This is a genomic window from Duncaniella sp., assembly GCF_029054785.1.
GTDB lineage: Bacteria > Bacteroidota > Bacteroidia > Bacteroidales > Muribaculaceae > Duncaniella.
The window spans coordinates 1-15,434 of sequence record NZ_JAIDEN010000170.1; the positions used below are offsets into that span (position 1 = coordinate 1).

General features: G+C 54.7%; 8 protein-coding genes and 4 tRNA genes. 6 read left to right on the forward strand and 6 right to left on the reverse strand.

Going from position 1 to position 15,434, the window contains the following annotated elements:
- Window positions 1–241: 241 nt before the first annotated feature.
- The 6 genes from K2H17_RS10415 to K2H17_RS10440 form a co-directional block, all read right to left on the reverse strand.
- Window positions 242–1,861, reverse strand: a complete 1,620-nt coding sequence (locus tag K2H17_RS10415) for a RagB/SusD family nutrient uptake outer membrane protein (RefSeq protein ID WP_300134522.1) — start codon at window positions 1,859–1,861, stop codon at window positions 242–244.
- Between the two features lie 23 nt (window positions 1,862–1,884).
- Complete coding sequence (locus K2H17_RS10420; RefSeq protein WP_300134524.1) at window positions 1,885–5,199, reverse strand: TonB-dependent receptor; 3,315 nt, start codon at window positions 5,197–5,199, stop codon at window positions 1,885–1,887.
- Between the two features lie 126 nt (window positions 5,200–5,325).
- On the reverse strand, window positions 5,326–6,555 hold the full coding sequence (locus tag K2H17_RS10425) for a histidine-type phosphatase (protein ID WP_300134526.1): 1,230 nt from the start codon (window positions 6,553–6,555) through the stop codon (window positions 5,326–5,328).
- Window positions 6,556–6,953: 398 nt separating this feature from the next.
- Window positions 6,954–8,369 (reverse strand): glycoside hydrolase family 28 protein, encoded by a 1,416-nt coding sequence (locus tag K2H17_RS10430; RefSeq protein WP_300134528.1) that lies wholly within the window; start codon window positions 8,367–8,369, stop codon window positions 6,954–6,956.
- Window positions 8,370–8,414: 45 nt separating this feature from the next.
- Window positions 8,415–10,232 carry a hypothetical protein gene (locus K2H17_RS10435; protein ID WP_300134530.1) on the reverse strand — a complete coding sequence of 606 codons (1,818 nt, stop codon included), beginning with the start codon at window positions 10,230–10,232 and terminating at the stop codon, window positions 8,415–8,417.
- A 62-nt stretch (window positions 10,233–10,294) separates the two neighbouring features.
- A complete protein-coding gene (locus K2H17_RS10440; protein ID WP_300134532.1) occupies window positions 10,295–13,285 on the reverse strand; it encodes a tetratricopeptide repeat protein in 2,991 nt (996 codons plus the stop codon).
- Between the two features lie 109 nt (window positions 13,286–13,394).
- Between K2H17_RS10440 and K2H17_RS10445 the strand changes: the two genes are divergently transcribed.
- The 6 genes from K2H17_RS10445 to K2H17_RS10470 form a co-directional block, all read left to right on the forward strand.
- Window positions 13,395–14,699 (forward strand): acetylxylan esterase, encoded by a 1,305-nt coding sequence (locus tag K2H17_RS10445; RefSeq protein ID WP_300134534.1) that lies wholly within the window; start codon window positions 13,395–13,397, stop codon window positions 14,697–14,699.
- Window positions 14,700–14,871: 172 nt separating this feature from the next.
- Window positions 14,872–14,945 (forward strand) — tRNA-Thr (locus tag K2H17_RS10450).
- A gap of 47 nt (window positions 14,946–14,992) precedes the next feature.
- A tRNA-Tyr gene (locus K2H17_RS10455) sits at window positions 14,993–15,075 on the forward strand.
- 13 nt (window positions 15,076–15,088) lie between these two features.
- A tRNA-Gly gene (locus K2H17_RS10460) sits at window positions 15,089–15,161 on the forward strand.
- 12 nt (window positions 15,162–15,173) lie between these two features.
- Window positions 15,174–15,245, forward strand: a tRNA-Thr gene (locus tag K2H17_RS10465).
- Between the two features lie 100 nt (window positions 15,246–15,345).
- The coding region (locus tag K2H17_RS10470; protein WP_215675807.1) for a GTP-binding protein at window positions 15,346–15,434 on the forward strand (89 nt) is incomplete at its 3' end.

Sequence of the window (15,434 nt, forward strand, 5' to 3'; positions counted from 1 at the left end):
GAAAATGTATAGATATAAATAAAATTTGTCTCAGATTCAGGAATTTTTAATGTCTCGGCACGGGCTGACTGGGTGGATTGGCGGTTGTTTTCGCGGCGGCAGGCTGACCGGAGTGGCTGCAAAAAATCCCGCCCGGCGCGCGGGCCGGACGGGATCGGTGGGGGTATCGCTGTGTTCCGGATTGCGGAACGCGGCTGTCAGGGTGATCTGAGGCTGTTGTAAAACTTACGGGTGGAAGAGACTACTGCTGGGGAGAGTCCTTGGTCCAGTTTTCAGGCTCGATGTTGTAGTTGATGAGCTTGTTGTAGTCGGTTTCGCGGTTGGGGATACAGATGCACCAGTTGTTCTTGCCGGTCTTTGTGTAGGATCCGCCGGTAGCGCCGGAACCTGCGAGTGTCGGGTGCCAGTTACCGCCTTCTTCCCAGCTCTTGCGGACCATGTCCATGTTCCAGCGCTTCTGGTCGAAGTAGTGGCGTCCTTCGCCCCAGAGGTCGAAGCGCTTGTAGAGCTTCACCTCTTCAAGCAGAGCGTCACCGGAGAGATTGCAGGTATAGCCGGGCTGATAGGGGCTGACAGCTTCCTCAAGGAGCTGACGCACCTGAGTCTCGTTGCCTCCGAGCATGCAGAGGGCCTCAGCTTCGTTGTAGATCATCTCGGCGGCGCGCATGATGGGAACACAGCCGATCGAGCGGTCGTCGATTTTCTGGAACTTCGTCGACATATAGGCAAATATATATGTATTCTTTTTGTCGATGCGGTCTGCGAATTCAGTTTTCACGCGGGTGTAGAAATTACCTTTTGTCGCACGGCCCGAATCGGATGTCGACCATCCTGATTCGCCTTCCTGCGGAATCATGTAGAGACCGAGACGGCTGTCGGTTGCGGGGATCTGTTCTACGAGACCCTTGTCGATGGAGCCGATGTTCTTATAGCCTTTCGACGAACCTGTGTTGGCACCGATGTAGGCGAAGAATCCGTAGACACCGAGGTTTTCAATGGCGTCAGTGTAGGTTTCCCACATCCATTCCTTGTTTGCGGTGTTAAAGCCGGCCCAGTAGTCTTCGGGAGTCATGAGAGAGTAGCCTTTGCGGGCTTTTGCAGCGTGGTCGGCTGCGGTAGCCCAGTCCTGTTTGGCAAGAGCGGCGCGGGAGTATACGCCGTGGGCAATCGAGGCGTCTGTGCGCCAGAGCTGATTGCCGCGTGTCAGAGTAGACTGGTCAAAGAGCCTGAGAGCTTGGTCAAGGTCGGCATAGATCTGCTTGTAGACATCGCCGAGTGAAGAGCAGGCTATGTCACCGGTACTGTCGTCAAGTCGGATTGGCACACCGCGGCTTTCGCCGTTGCGCGAATCGACCCAACGCTTGGAGTAGAGGGCCACAAGCTGAGTATAGGCATGTGCGCGGTAGACGAGGGCCTGGGCGATATAGAAGTTCTTTTCGTTCTGTGTTCCATCGGCTTCGTTGGCATGCATCACAACAGCATTGGCGTTGGCGATGAGCATGTAGTAGTAATACCATGGGAAATAAGTCGCACCGGTGGTGCCAAGCTCATTGGAGTTGGAATTGATGATGTCGATGTAGCTTGTCGCGTTGCTGTATTGAGCGTCGGAACTTCTGTAATCGCCGTACCACAGCGAGATTGTGGCCTCTCCATTGTAGCCCTGACGGCCGAATCCACTTGAGCTATAACTGTTGGACATGATAAGGCTCAGACCGTTGACAGCGCCGTCAAGCATCTCGATATTGGCGAAAACAGCCGATGATGTCACATCTTCTTCTGACGTGAGGTCAAGATAGCTGTCGGAGCAGCTTGCAAAAGCGAGAGATCCGATTGCGCATAGCGCTATGATTGATTTTTTCATAATTGCGGATGATTTTGGGGTGGTTAGAATGAAACGTTGAGACCGAAGGTGAAGACGCGGGCCGGCGGCATCTGGTTGTAGACGTAGCCGCTGAGGCGCTGGGTTGCGGCAAGGCCTTTGCGTTTGGTGCTTGTCACCACGTTTTCAGCCGAGAAGTAAAGACGCGCAGATGAGAGAGTGAGCGGTCGGAGTATGGATTTCGGGAGTGAGTAGGCGAAGTTGATATTCTTCAGGGTGACGTAGTTACGGCTGATGAGGAAACGGTCAGAAGTAGAGTTGTTGTAGGTCTGGGTCATGTCGATGACCGGATTGATCGAGCGGTTGATGCGGTTGGGCGATGTCTCGGTCATGCCTTCCGGAACTCCGTTCCATGAGTTGAGAATATCCTTGTGGTAGTTGCGGACATAGCTTGATGAAAGACTCATAAGAGAAGAGTAACCGGAGTCGAGAATTTTACCGCCGACAGAGTATGTCATCATTGCCGAGAGGCTGAAGTTTTTCCATGACACATTGGCTGTGAAAGATCCGTAAACATCAGGCAGGGCTTTGCCGCGGAAATCTCTCTTGGCATAGGTGGTGGTGTTGACATAATACTTGCCGTCAATGCACTTGTATTTGTCATCCGTGAGTTCTGTTGACACGAGAACATCGTTGTCGTATGTACCGCCGATGATGCTTCCGTCGGGAGCAACGATGTGGTAGTCATCAAGGTTCGCGTCGTAGAGACTCATACCGTCCATCATATCCACACCGGCCCAATGGTATGTGAACCATTCGTAGCGGCTATGCCCTTCAATGATCTTCTGAGAACCGGAGAGCAGACCATCTTTTTTGTATTGGCCCGGCATTTTCACCATTTTATTATTTAGTGTGGTGAGGTTGGCGGCAAGGTTGACAGTCCAGTCGCGGTTGGTGAAGATGTCAACATCCGTGTTGATTTCGATGCCTCGGTTGGAGATGGAACCGAAGTTTTTGGTGATAACACTTTCTGCGTAGTCAAAACCTGTACCGCCGCCTGAAATAGGATTGTTAACGTCGAAGAGCAGGTCGTTGTTGCGCTTGTCGTAGTATTCTACGCTGAGATTCCAGCGGTTGAAGAGACGGGCTTCAAGACCGAGACCCCAGGATTCGCCTGTTTCCCAGAAAAGATCGGGATTGGCAAGCTGTGACATAACGTAGGCCGCATTGCCGCCTTTGATGTCGGAGGCGTAGAGGCTGTAATATGCGTAAGGTCCGGAGCCGGCATCATTGCCGACCTGTCCCCAGTTGGCGCGGAGTTTACCGTTGGTGATCCAAGTCTGATCTTTCATGAAATCTTCGGCAGTGAAGAGCCAGTTGGCGCCGACAGATCCGAAGTTGCCCCAGCGGGCTTTGGAGGAGAAGCGGCTACCTCCGTCGCGGCGGAATGAACCTTCGATATTGTAACGGTCGTTGTAGGAATACTGCACACGGCCGAGATATGATTCGGTGCGGTAGCGTTCGGCATAACCTGTGGCATGGGTCGGAGTGGTGAAGTTGACAAGGGCTTCGAGTCCTTCGATCTTCACACCCTGAGCGCGGGTGTAGGTGTAGTCGCGTTTATATGAATAGTTCTCGTGTCCGAGGAGCACATTGATGAAGTGCTTGCCGTAGGTGTGGTTCCAGTTCAGCTGCTGCTGGAAGGTCCAGGTCTTGTAGTTATAGATGGTTTTCGAAAGCTTACCATCGGTACCTTTGGCCGAACCGCCGATGACGGCCGAACCGTAGCTTGAACGCTCTTCATTGCGTGTCGAGAGGTTGCCCTTGAGGGTTAAAGTGAACCCGTAGGGAAGAATGAAGTCTGCGTAGGCGGTCGAGTTGGAGGTGTTGCGGACACGGCGGTCGTGGTTCATCTCGGATTCCCAGATGGAGTGATTGGCCTGAAGCTGATAGCGGGTGGGCACTTCTTGTGTAGTGCCGTCAGCTGAGACTGTCTGATAGTAACCGGGGTCATACAGGCGGTTTCCGTCAGCATCGAGAATATATTCACCGGTATTTACATCATGAAGGTGTACGGGATAGATAGGAGCGATGACGCGGTAAAAGTAGAAGGGATTGGTGGTAGACGAGGAGTTTGAATCGCCGTCGCGTCCGGCTGAGTCGTTGGTCTTCTGGTGAGAGGCGTTGAGCTGGAGACCTGTCTTGAACCATTTGGTAGGCTTGATGTTGATCGAGGCGCGGCCGGTAAGACGTTCGAAGCCCGAATCCTTGGTATAGCCGTTTTCGTCAAGATAATTTACGGAGAAATAGTAGTCGCTGCGATCAGTTGCACCGGTACCGGCGAAAGAATATTCGGCACGGTAGCCTTTCTTGATGCTCTGGTCATACCAGTCGAGGTCTTCGGCATAGAGCGGGTTAATGCGTACATTCGGGTTCATCTTGCCGTTGGCATCGAACATCTCGGTCACGGGGGTATCGAAAATATTGATGACGGTACGGGAGTCGATGAGTTCTTTCATGACATACTGACGTGCAGCTGCCATATCGGCAGGATTGGTGCGGTCAAGATTTTTGGAACTGATCTGTCCATTATAGAGGTTGGCGTATTCCACCTCCATGAACTGGTAGGGATTGACACGGTCGTATTCCGACTGTCCACGTTCGAACCATCCCTGTGAGGTCTTGAAGGTGAAGGTCGGTTTGTTGGATTTTGATTTCTTAGTGGTGAGGAGGATAACACCGTTTGATGCGCGGTTGCCGTAGAGGGCGCATGATGCTGCGTCTTTGAGCACGGAGATCGACTCGATATCGTCAGGGGCGATGTCAGTCATATTGCCGTCGAAGGGCACGCCGTCGAGTACGATGAGTGGCGAGTTGCTGCCGGTAACGGTACCGACACCGCGGATGCTGATTGTCGACGATGTGCCGGGCTGGCCGATGGCGCCGGTTACGTTGATACCTGAAGAGGCTCCTTCAAGAGCGGAGGTCACGCTCGACACGGGACGGTTGGCTATGTCGGCGCTTGTCACCTGTGAGATGGCACCGGTGATCGAGGATTTTTTCTGGGTACCGTAGGCCACGACAACAACTTCGTCGAGGGCCTTGATGTCTTCCTGCATCGAGATGTTGATGACAGTCTGGCTGCCTACGGTTACTTTCTGTGTGGTGTAGCCTATGTATGAGAATTCAAGTGTGGCTCCGTTGGCGGCTTTGACCGAATATTTGCCGTCGATGTCGGTCGAGGTGCCTTGGTTGGTACCCTTTATGATTACTGATACTCCAGGCATCGGGTCGCCGCCTTCATCGGTGACTGTTCCTGAGATGTTACGTGTCTGGGCGCTTACACTGAGTGTCACAAGCGCGAGCACAACAAGGAGCATGGTGCGGGAAAGGGCTTTTATCCCCCCCGATTTGTTAATTAGTGTTAAGACTCCGTTTGCCATAATGTGAATGATGATAGGGTTATTATTATGGTGGATATTAGAGGGTGTTTAGACACCTGTTTTTCATTCTTTGAATCTGGTTGGGAAACTGTCGAGTTTCTTCATGTAGTGGTCACGCAGGTCGGACCATCTGTAATATGGACCGCTGACGGCTTTGACCGGGAGAGTGGCTTCAGCTTCGTTGAGCATGACTTTGACGAGAACTTCGTCGGGGGTGAAGGCCGGATTCTTTTTGGGGCGGTAGAAGATCATCTGTATGTTGCTGCCCATCGGGAAAATCTCGTAGTTGCGCCACCGGGCGGCGAGTGCGTCAAGGTCGGTCAGGTCAACGGCGCTGTCGTTAAGCTCCATGAGTATTGTCAGCGGGAGGACTATCGACTCGTGGCCGAAGCGGAGGTTTGCGCTCAGCCGCGGGGATACCATCGCGGTGTCGGCTGATTCGATGAAGTTGCGCAGAAGCACCCGCTGGTTGTAGGGGATGCGGTTGTTGGTCAGAGAGGTGTTGCCTGCGGTGAGATACCAGGAGGCGTTGTGGGCGAGCCATTCGTTGCGGAGTTCGTCGGCGGTGAAGAGATCGTAGAGGTCCGGCTGGTCGTCGTGGCTCTGGGTGTTGACTGTTATGTCGAAAATGTCACCGAAGATTTTTTTCTCGTCGAGGCTGTCGGCGACGAATTTCGGATCGTTGAATATTTTGGCTATGAAGGCCGAGTGGTCGGAATGGCGTTTCTCAAACGGATCACCGTAGCGCTTTTCGGCTTCTCTGCCGAGTTTCTTGGCCACGGAGTCGGTGCTGTTGTAGGCGAGGATTTTCTGTGTGGTGCGTGAAGCGTCGCATGTGACGATCAGTTCCGGACAGATTTTCTGAAGTTCGGCGATTTCGTTGGCCATCGAGAGGATGCAGCGGATTATGACGGTCGATTTGGCATCGACATGGGTGCCGGGGACGAAGATCTCAGGGAAGTTTTCGGTCATGCGGCGGGCTATCTCGCGATGCTGACGGTGGCCGAGGGGGGTGAGTTCGCCGACACGTCCCTTGGAGGCTGCCTGAATTTCTTTCAGCTGTTTCAGCAGAAGTTCGCCTCGTGGAGTGAGCTTGCCGTAAGCGGCGGCTTTTTCAAGGTTTTCGACCGGTCGGTCATAGGATGTGTCTTTGAGGAGCCAGCGGCTGCCGTGGCGTCCGTAATGTTCCATGTGGAATGGGACATAGCCTTTGGGGGCTTTTGTCAGTTCCGGAATTCCATAAGCCGGTCGGGGGTAGGCAAGATACTGGCTTCCCGCCTGGTACTTGTCCACGTTTACTCCGGCATTTTTGGGGGTAGCTGCAACTGCGGATAGAGACAGCCCTATACAGAACAGACTACCGACAATTGATCGGTACAGCGTTTTCATGGATTTATAACTTATTAAGTTAAAAAAAGAGATTAAGGAATCGACAAATGCAAATATAAATGAAATGATAATAAAAAGCAATAAATAAGCGATAATTAATGACGAATGATGTTAATTTTTTTATGAAACAAAGGTGAGGCTGTCGATGTCATTTCCGGGCCGGTTTGCCGGGATACAAAAAACGGCATCAAAAGATGCCGTTTCAGGTGTGTGTAGTGGGGTTGCGTGGATGTTTGTGCCGATGGAGAGAGTGTGTTTTTTACCTCTTAGAGGTTGTTTAACTCTTGTTTTTAAACAACCTCTTACTGTCTGCGGTCTTCGACGAACTTAACGTTGCGGACAGTCACGGCTGCCGTTGCGCTGTCAATCGCTGTGGCTTTGTCCGTATATATAAAGGTGGAGTTCTCGACGGTGATGTCATGGACGCAGTCGAAGCCTTCGATGCCGCTGGCGGCGATGGCTGTCGCAGCGCCCCGGCAGATGACGTCGGAGATGTGGATGTCAGTGAATTCGGGGACTTTCTCTACGGTTTTGGGGCGCACAATGTCGCTGTCTTTCGATCCGGCGGGTCGGTCGGCGTATTTGCACTCGAAGATTATGGCCTGTGACTGGATGTCGGCCATCATGATGCCGCTGATGTAGATGTCCTCGGTCTTGCCTCCGCGTCCGATGGCGCTTTTGAAGCGCAGTCCGGTGTCGGTGCCTGAGAAGGTCGAGTTGCGGACCACGATGCGTTTCATCCCGCAGATGTCTTCACTGCCGATGACGAAGCCGCCGTGGGCGTGATAGACGGTGTTGTCCTGAAGGAGGATGTCTTCGCAGCCGTTGACGAGCGCGTCGGGTTTGTAGTCGCCGCTTTTCATGCAGAGTCCGTCGTCACCGGCGTCGACCGTGCAGTTGACCACCAGGGCCTGATGACAGTCGCTGAGGTCGATGGCATCGCCGTTCTGGGCGTTCCAGGGGCAGCGGACGGTGATCCCGTCGATGATCAGGTTGCGGCTGTTGAAGGGATGGACGTGGAATTTGGGCGCATTCTGGAAAGTTACGCCGGAGAGGAGGACGTTTTCGCAGTGGTGGATGCGGAAGAGGTCGTTGCGTTTTTTCTCCTGCTTCTCAGGGGTAGCGGCGATGTCGGGGTAGCCTGATTTGAGTTCCCAGGGATACCAGAGGGTGCCGTCCTGACGTTCGACTCCTCCCATCTTGCGGAAGCGTTTCCACTCGACGTCGCTGACTTTCATCCGCTTTACGGGACGCCACTGGGCGCCGTTGCCGTCAAGGGTGCCTTCGCCTGTGATGCTGATGTTGTTGCAGCGGCTTGCGCTGATGCAGGCTTTGACGCGCGAGGCTTTGGGGGTGGGATCGATATAGAGGGCTTTGTCAGGGGAGAAGAAGAGGACGGCGTTGCGCTCAAGGTGCAGGTCGACACCGCTTTTGAGTTCGATCGGGCCTGTCAGCCATACGCCCTGCGGGATTACGAGGTGGCCGCCTCCGGCTTTGGAGAGTTCGTCGATGGCGTTCTGGATTATTTCGGTGTTGAGGCTGACACCGTCGCCGACAGCTCCGCGCAGGCCGAGATTGATTGTGCGGTCGGGGATGGTGAAGGGTTTGACCTGACGGACTTCGACGGGGAGTCCGTTGTAGTAGGATGAGTATTGGGCTTTGGCCTGGAAGGCGCTTGCCGTGATGAAGAGAAGGAGTGTCAGTGCGAGTTTTTTCACGTGGCAGTCTGTGTTTGGTTCTGGCAATTGTTATTAAACAACCTCTTAGAATTTCAGAGAGGCTCCGATCATGAAGTTGAGGCCCTGCGAGTAGCGGTCGCCGATGTGATAGTAGCGGCGGTTGAGGAGGTTTTCTCCGCGGGCGAAAATCGTGAGCGGTCCGCTGACCGAATAGGACGCGCCGAGCGAGAGGTTGGAGACGCAGCCCAGTGATTCGGCTACGGGGGTGTAGACACTGAGGTCTGAAATTGTGTTGTCCATGAAGTAGCTGTGGCGTCCGGCGCGGAATTCCCAGCCGAGAGTGACCTGCAAGGGAGTGACGGGGCGGACTTTCAGCTCGGCATTGACCACATGGCGGGCGCGGTCGCGCCATTCATACAGGCTGTGCTCATAGCTGTTGGGGGCTGTCTCGTAGCTGACGCGGGCCGAGAGGGTCTTGCGGTAGTCGTAGCCGATGGCGGCTCCGAGGTGCCAGGCCGAGAGGTCGACGCGGTCAAAGACGGCTCCTCCGATGTAGTCAGCTCCGGAGACCGGCATCAGCCAGTCGTCGGCTTTGGCATATCCGCCGAAGAATTCGAGACTGGCACCGAAGAATGGGCCGACGGTCACTCGTCCGTCGATGGCATAGGGGATGTGGGAGTTGGTGTAGGCCATCGAGGAGTTGAGGTAGGGGGTGATGTCATAGAGGCTTGAGAGGGCGTTGAGTTCCGAGCCGCCGGTGGCTTTGACTTCTAAGCCGACAATCTGTGAGGGTGTCCAGGCGACGGAGGCTTCAGGGGCGACGTGGAACACTCGTCCGTTGTTGATGTTCACATCGAGCTGAGCGCCGATGCGGGCCTTTAGGGTCGCTGTCGAATAGTCGAGGTGAGGGGTGAGGGCCACGAGTCCGACTGTCGAGCTGCCTTTCTGCGCGAGGTTTTCAAACTGGTAGGGGAAGAGAGGTCTCTGATGGGCGCCGGTGTGGAGGAAGTCGGCGTCGACGTCAAGCGCGAGCGAGGTGTTGTCGCCGAACAGGAGTTTACCTGTGAGCGATGCGCCGAAGAGGTTCTGGCGGGCGGGTGTGCTTCCGGTCACGGTGAGGATCTCTGTCTCGCCGGGAGTCAGGATTTCGGTTCCGGCAGACTCTCCCGGAGTGAAGATATGGTTGGGATAGTCGATGTCGGGGAGCAAGGATACCAAGTGCAGAAGCCGTGGGGCTTTGACGTTGTAGAATCCGAAATGGCGGTAGCGGAGTGCGGCTGTCCAGTCGAGACCTTCGGTGCGCGACGAGAAGAGGGCCGAGAGATTGAAGCGGCTTGTGCCTTGTGAGAATGAATCCCAGGCGGAGGGGATGGTGTGGTAGCCGTAGGTGTAGTCAACGCCGGCGTTGAGGAAAGATTTGCTGCCGACGGTCTGGTGGAGATCTACGCCGAGTGAGGCTGTGTGGTCTCGCCAGTATTGCTTGTCTCCGTCGGTTTTGTGGGTGTAGATGTCGCCGTCATACTGTCCCCAGGCGCTCAGACGGGTGCGGTCGGTGTCGAGTATGCGGTAGCCTGCCGAGAAGGCGCCGTTGAAGAGGGGAGCGCCGAGTCCGAGGGCCACATAGCCGCGCCAGGGTGATGAGAAGAGATTCTCGCCGTAGGCTACGGGTTCGAGTGTAGTGATTGCGTTGGGGACTCTTGTGGTGACCACGCGGTTGCTGAACGCCAGTTGCGGGCGGCTGATGGCGGGGAGCTGGAGGGTTGGAAGTATGGAGATGCGGGCGGCGTCGCGCTTGACGGGGACAATTTCCTGCTCGACGTTGATTTCCTTGTGGAGTCCTTGTCCGAAGAGCGGGGCGCCGAGTGAGAGGCAGATTGAAAATATGATGGATCTTGTGTTCATTTTTTTCTGAGTCTGAAATTGAGTGATGGGTTTGGGCTGGAAGACGGGATAGGGTCAGGGGATCAGAGACGAGAGTCGATCATCTGGAAAATGTCGGCTTCCGAGCCGGGATAGTTGCTCTTGAGTGATTTCAGATATTCGTCTGCCTCGAATTTCTTGCCTTCCTTGCGGAGGATGTCGCTGTAAAGGATGAAACCGCGGGCGAGCCAGTATTGATGCGGGGTGTCGGAGTCGATGAGCTTTTCGGCGGTCGCTTTGGCGTTTTTGAGGAGTCCGCGTTCGAGCTGCGAGCTGCCCATGTAGTAGGCGCTCTTCGCACCGAAGATGTCGGATGGGTTTGCTGCGAGTTCCGACCAGTCGCCGTATGCCTTATCGAAGTTTCCGAGGCTGTTGTTGGCCATGCCGCGCATGAATTTTATTTCGTTGAGGTCGGTTGAGGAGTTTGCGGCAGTCGAGGCCAGGAGCTTGTCGGCGGTGTTGACTACTTCGGCATATTTTCCGAGGTCGGCGGCAGTGCGCATCAGGCCGAGACGGGCTTCGCGGAGCATGTTGGAGCCTGAGGCGCGGCCTTCGAGCTGCTGATATGTGTTGTAGGCGATTTCTGTCTTGCCGAGCGAGCTTTCGGCGGCTGCTTTGACCAGCATGGCGTCTTCGGCTACTTCGGAGTCGGGGTGAGCCTGGATCACCTGCATCGCGTAGCCCTGGGCTTCGGCAGGTTTGCCCTCGTTCCAGGCAGCGTCGGCAAGATAGTAGAGCGCCTGGGCGCGGTCGGCACCCTGGGGATATTCGGCTATGTAGGCCGAGAGTTTTGATGTGGTGCCGGAGTTGACGTAGTCGTTTTCGGCGGCCTGGAAGGCGAGTTTTTCAAGCTCGGAGGCTTCGTAGCGCGGTGCGTTGGGCACGGAGTTGATGAACGATACGAATTCCTGGAGTTTTCCGTCGGCGGCGTAGAGCTGCTTGAGGTCGTCGGCGGCTATGCGGGCTTCCTCGCTTGAGGGGAAGGTGTAGATGACTTTTTTATATGTGTCGATGCCTTGGGCGCGTTCGCCGCGGTTGATGTAGGTGATGGCAAGCTGGAGATATCCGTTTCGGCCCGGAGCTGTGTTGGGATATTGCTGCACGAGGCGGCGGTAGGTGGCGATGGCCTGGTCCGTGCGGCCCAGGGCCGACTGGCTTTCGGCTTTTTCGAGAAGCGCGTTGGGGATGAGGCCCGACGAGGGGAAGCGTTCGGCCAGGGCATCGATGCTTTCGATCTTTCCGGCATGGTCTTTGCGGAGTCCCTTCATGATGGCGAGCTGGTAGAGGGCATAGTCGCCTGATGTCGGGTTGAGGTCGTAGGCTTTGGTGTAGGCCTCGGCGGCTTCGGGGAATGAGGACTGATAGTAATAGCAGTCGGCAATGCGGTTGTAGCAGTCGGCAAGGAGTGACTGCGTGAGGTCGTGGCTGCCGCTCTGCATGACGGAGACGGCGTCGCGGAAGTCGGTGATCGCGTCAGAGTAGCGTTCCTGGCTGAAACGGGTGTAGCCCAGATCGTAGTAGGCTATGGCACGGTTTCGGATGTCGGTTTTGGGAGCCGAGGAGATGAATGAGCGGTAGCTTGAGGCTGCTTCGTCGTAGTTGCCGCGCGTGTAGTAGCAGTCGCCTAACCAGAGATCGCACTGGCGGCGGATTGTCGGATTGTCAGAGGCGAGTTTTCGGGCCTGGGTGAGGTGGGTGATCGCCTGGGAGATTTTTCCGGATGTGAATTCGCGGGAGCCGAGGACAAGGAGAACCCTCTGTTTGGCAAGAAGCAGTTCCGCCGAGGGTCTGGAGATGCGGTCAAGGGCGGCGAGGGCGCTCTCGTAGTCATTGTCCGTCATGTAGCCGTTGACGATGTAGCGCTGCACGTCGGCGCTGTATTTTGAGTCGGGATATTCGCGCAGGAAGTTTTCGAGCAGAGCCACGGAGTTTCCGAAGGGGACACGTCCGCCGTCCATGCGGGCCACGGCATAGTTGTAGAAGGCTGTTTCTCGGATCTCGCGGTCATAGTCGACACGGTAGGCGTTTTCGAAAGCCATGAGGGCCGAGTTGTTGTCGCCGCGCTTCAGATAGGCCTGGCCGAGGAAGAGGTAGGCGCTCTGTTCCATTGCCGAGTGTGTGCCGATCGACTGCTGGAGCAGTTTGATCGCAGCATCGTAGTCACCGCGGCGATATTCGCTCACGCCGAGAATGTAGAAAGCCGATGGCTGGGGATCCGAGGCTTCGGCGCAGTATTTCCAGAGATAGGGGAGGGCTTCGGCTTCGTCACCGAGATTGTAGAGCGACTCGCCGGCCAGGCGGTTGCATTCGGCTGTGAAGGCCGGAACCGAACCGGAGGCCAGAAGCCGGCGGGAGAGGTCGAGCGAGCGGTTGAAGTCGCCCTGGACAAAAGCAATCTGAGCTTCATAGTAGGGAGCGGCGTTGCCGGGCTCGCGCGAGGTGTCGACGTTGCGGAAATATTGCAGCGCGAGGTTGTAGTCTTTGTTGACGTAGGCTATGTAGCCGAGATAGAAGCGAGCCACATTGCCGTATTCTGCCGAACTCTGGAGTGTGCGGAACTGGCTTGCTGCCGTTGCATACTCGCCGAGCATCATATAGGAATAGGCTGTGCGGTATGTCATGTCATCGCAGCGGTTGCCTGTAAGGGCCATCGGGTTGACTCCGGCATATTCTTTGAGGGCTTCGGCATAGCTTCCGCGGTTGAACCAGTAGTCGCCCACCGACATCATCACGTCGGCTCTGAGGGGCGAGACGGGATAGTCGGTGAGGAATTTTCTGAACAGACCGAGGGCTTCGTCATCGCCAAGACCTTGCGAGGCGAGTCCGAGATAGTAGAGGGCGCGTTCGGCCTGTTCCGGAGTCGGGCTCAGACTGTGGATTCTTGCAAGCTGGTCGATGCAGCCTTCGTAGTTGCGGTCGTCAAACATGAGTATGCCTCTTTCGAGATAGCCCCCGGCGTCAGGGCTGTTGACTTGGGCTACGGTGGCGCCTGTGGCGGCGCAGCACAATGCGGCGAGTATGAGTTGTCGTTTCATGTAGGATTATATTCTATTGGCAAAATTACGCCATTTTAAGGAAAATCGCTAATTTTGCTACATATTTATAGGTATTTATAGAAACAAGCGTTTTAACTTGAAATTTACCATGAAATTTTCCCGTCTTGCCACCTTAATTATATTAGGGGCCTCTTTTGTGTCTGGTCTGAGAGCCGAAAATTATCCTTCGCGCAGCGATATGCTGTGGGTGACAAATCCCGATCATGCTGAGTGGCTGTATGAAACAGGTGACAGCGCCAGGATTTCGATCGAACTTTACCGCTACGGTATCCCAGCCTCCGAAATGACTGTCGGCTACACGATCGGTCCGGATATGCTTGCCGCCGATTCCCAGGGCAGCATCACGCTCGACCGAAACGGCAGAGCGGAGCTGAACATAGGCACTATGGACAAGCCCGGATTCCGCGACCTCAGACTGGAGGCTGTTGTTGACGGACACAAGTTCTCCCATCATGTCAAGGTCGGTTTTTCGCCTGAAAAGCTGAAGCCGTTTGTCAAAGAGCCTTCTGATTTCGCCGCATTTTGGAAAAAGGCCGTAGCCGAAGACAAGAAATATCCTCTGACCTACACTTCGGAACCCGTCGAGAAGTACACGACCGACAAGATGAGCTGCCAGCTCGTGCGTCTGCAACTCAACGACGAGGGCCGTGCCATGTACGGCTATCTCTTCATCCCGAAAGGTGGAGGCAAATATCCCGCGGTCCTTACCCCTCCGGGAGCGGGAGTGAAGACTATAAAGGATCCGATGGCCCACCGCTACTACGGAGAGGGCGGAATGATCCGTCTCGAAATCGAGATCCACGGCCTGCATCCCGAACTGAGCGAGGCTGAATTCGCCGCCGAGCGCAAGGTCAAGGGCGATTATCTTAAATTCGGAATGGAAAATCCGGATGACTATTATATGAAGGATGTCTATCTCGGCTGCCGCCGCTTTCTCGATCTGCTGACCTCGCTCCCTGAGTGGGACGGCAAGAATCTCTTTACCCAGGGCGGCTCACAGGGAGGAGCGCTGGCAATAACCACCGCCATGCTCGACGAGAGAGTCAATGGCTGCGTGGCCAACCATCCCGCGCTGTCGGACATGACAGGCTATCTCGGCGACAAGACCGGAGGCTATCCCCATCATTTCCGTAAGGACCCCGCGACTGCCACTCCTGACAAGATCCGTACGCTGGAATATTACGATGTGGTCAACTTTGCCCGCCATCTCCAGTGTCCGGTCAGGATGACATGGGGTTTCAATGACAACACCTGTCCTCCGACCACAAGCTACGAGGTCTTCAACGTCATCTCCACACCCAAAGATGCGCTCCTGACTCCGATCAATGAACATTGGACCACTGTTCAGACTGAAAAAGGTCATTATGAGTGGATAAAAAAACATTGCCGCTAAATTGCGGATTATCAGTGATTTCACTGCTTATTGTGCGCTTTTTGCTGCGAAAATGTTGAAAATTGCAGTAAAAAAAGTGTGAAAAAATTTGGAGGGTAAAAATATTTGCACTAATTTTGCATCGCTTTTGAAAGGAAACGCTCCTCCAAAAGCAAGCGCACAATAACTTGTTGCCTCTTTAGCTCAGTTGGCCAGAGCACGTGATTTGTAATCTCGGGGTCGTTGGTTCGAATCCGACAAGAGGCTCAACTAAACTAACAACGTAGAGAGCCGCCAGGCGGTTCGAAACGAAAGGGCGAATACCAGAGTGGCCAAATGGGGCAGACTGTAAATCTGCTGGTTTATACCTTCGGTGGTTCGAATCCATCTTCGCCCACAAAATTCCTAATGCGGAAGTAGCTCAGTTGATAGAGCATCAGCCTTCCAAGCTGAGGGTCGCGAGTTTGAGCCTCGTCTTCCGCTCTAAGACATACCGCCAATGTAGCTCAGGGGTAGAGCACTTCCTTGGTAAGGAAGAGGTCGCGGGTTCAAATCCCGCCATCGGCTCAACCAATCACAAGAATGACAGCCCCGATAGTGCGCTTACGCTATCGTGGCGTCTTGTTAGAAAAGTCAATCATTTAATCAAGAAAATAATAGCAAAGTTATGGCTAAAGAGAAATTCGAAAGAACCAAACCGCATGTTAACATCGGTACTATCGGTCACGTTGACCACGGTAAGACCACTCTGACTGC

Coding starts and splice junctions, on each gene's coding strand:
- K2H17_RS10415 (WP_300134522.1), bottom strand. CDS start 1,861: ATGAAAAAATCAATCATAGCGCTATGCGCAATCGGATCTCTCGCTTTT.
- K2H17_RS10420 (WP_300134524.1), bottom strand. CDS start 5,199: ATGCTCCTTGTTGTGCTCGCGCTTGTGACACTCAGTGTAAGCGCCCAG.
- K2H17_RS10435 (WP_300134530.1), bottom strand. CDS start 10,232: ATGAACACAAGATCCATCATATTTTCAATCTGCCTCTCACTCGGCGCC.
- K2H17_RS10440 (WP_300134532.1), bottom strand. CDS start 13,285: ATGAAACGACAACTCATACTCGCCGCATTGTGCTGCGCCGCCACAGGC.
- K2H17_RS10445 (WP_300134534.1), top strand. CDS start 13,395: ATGAAATTTTCCCGTCTTGCCACCTTAATTATATTAGGGGCCTCTTTT.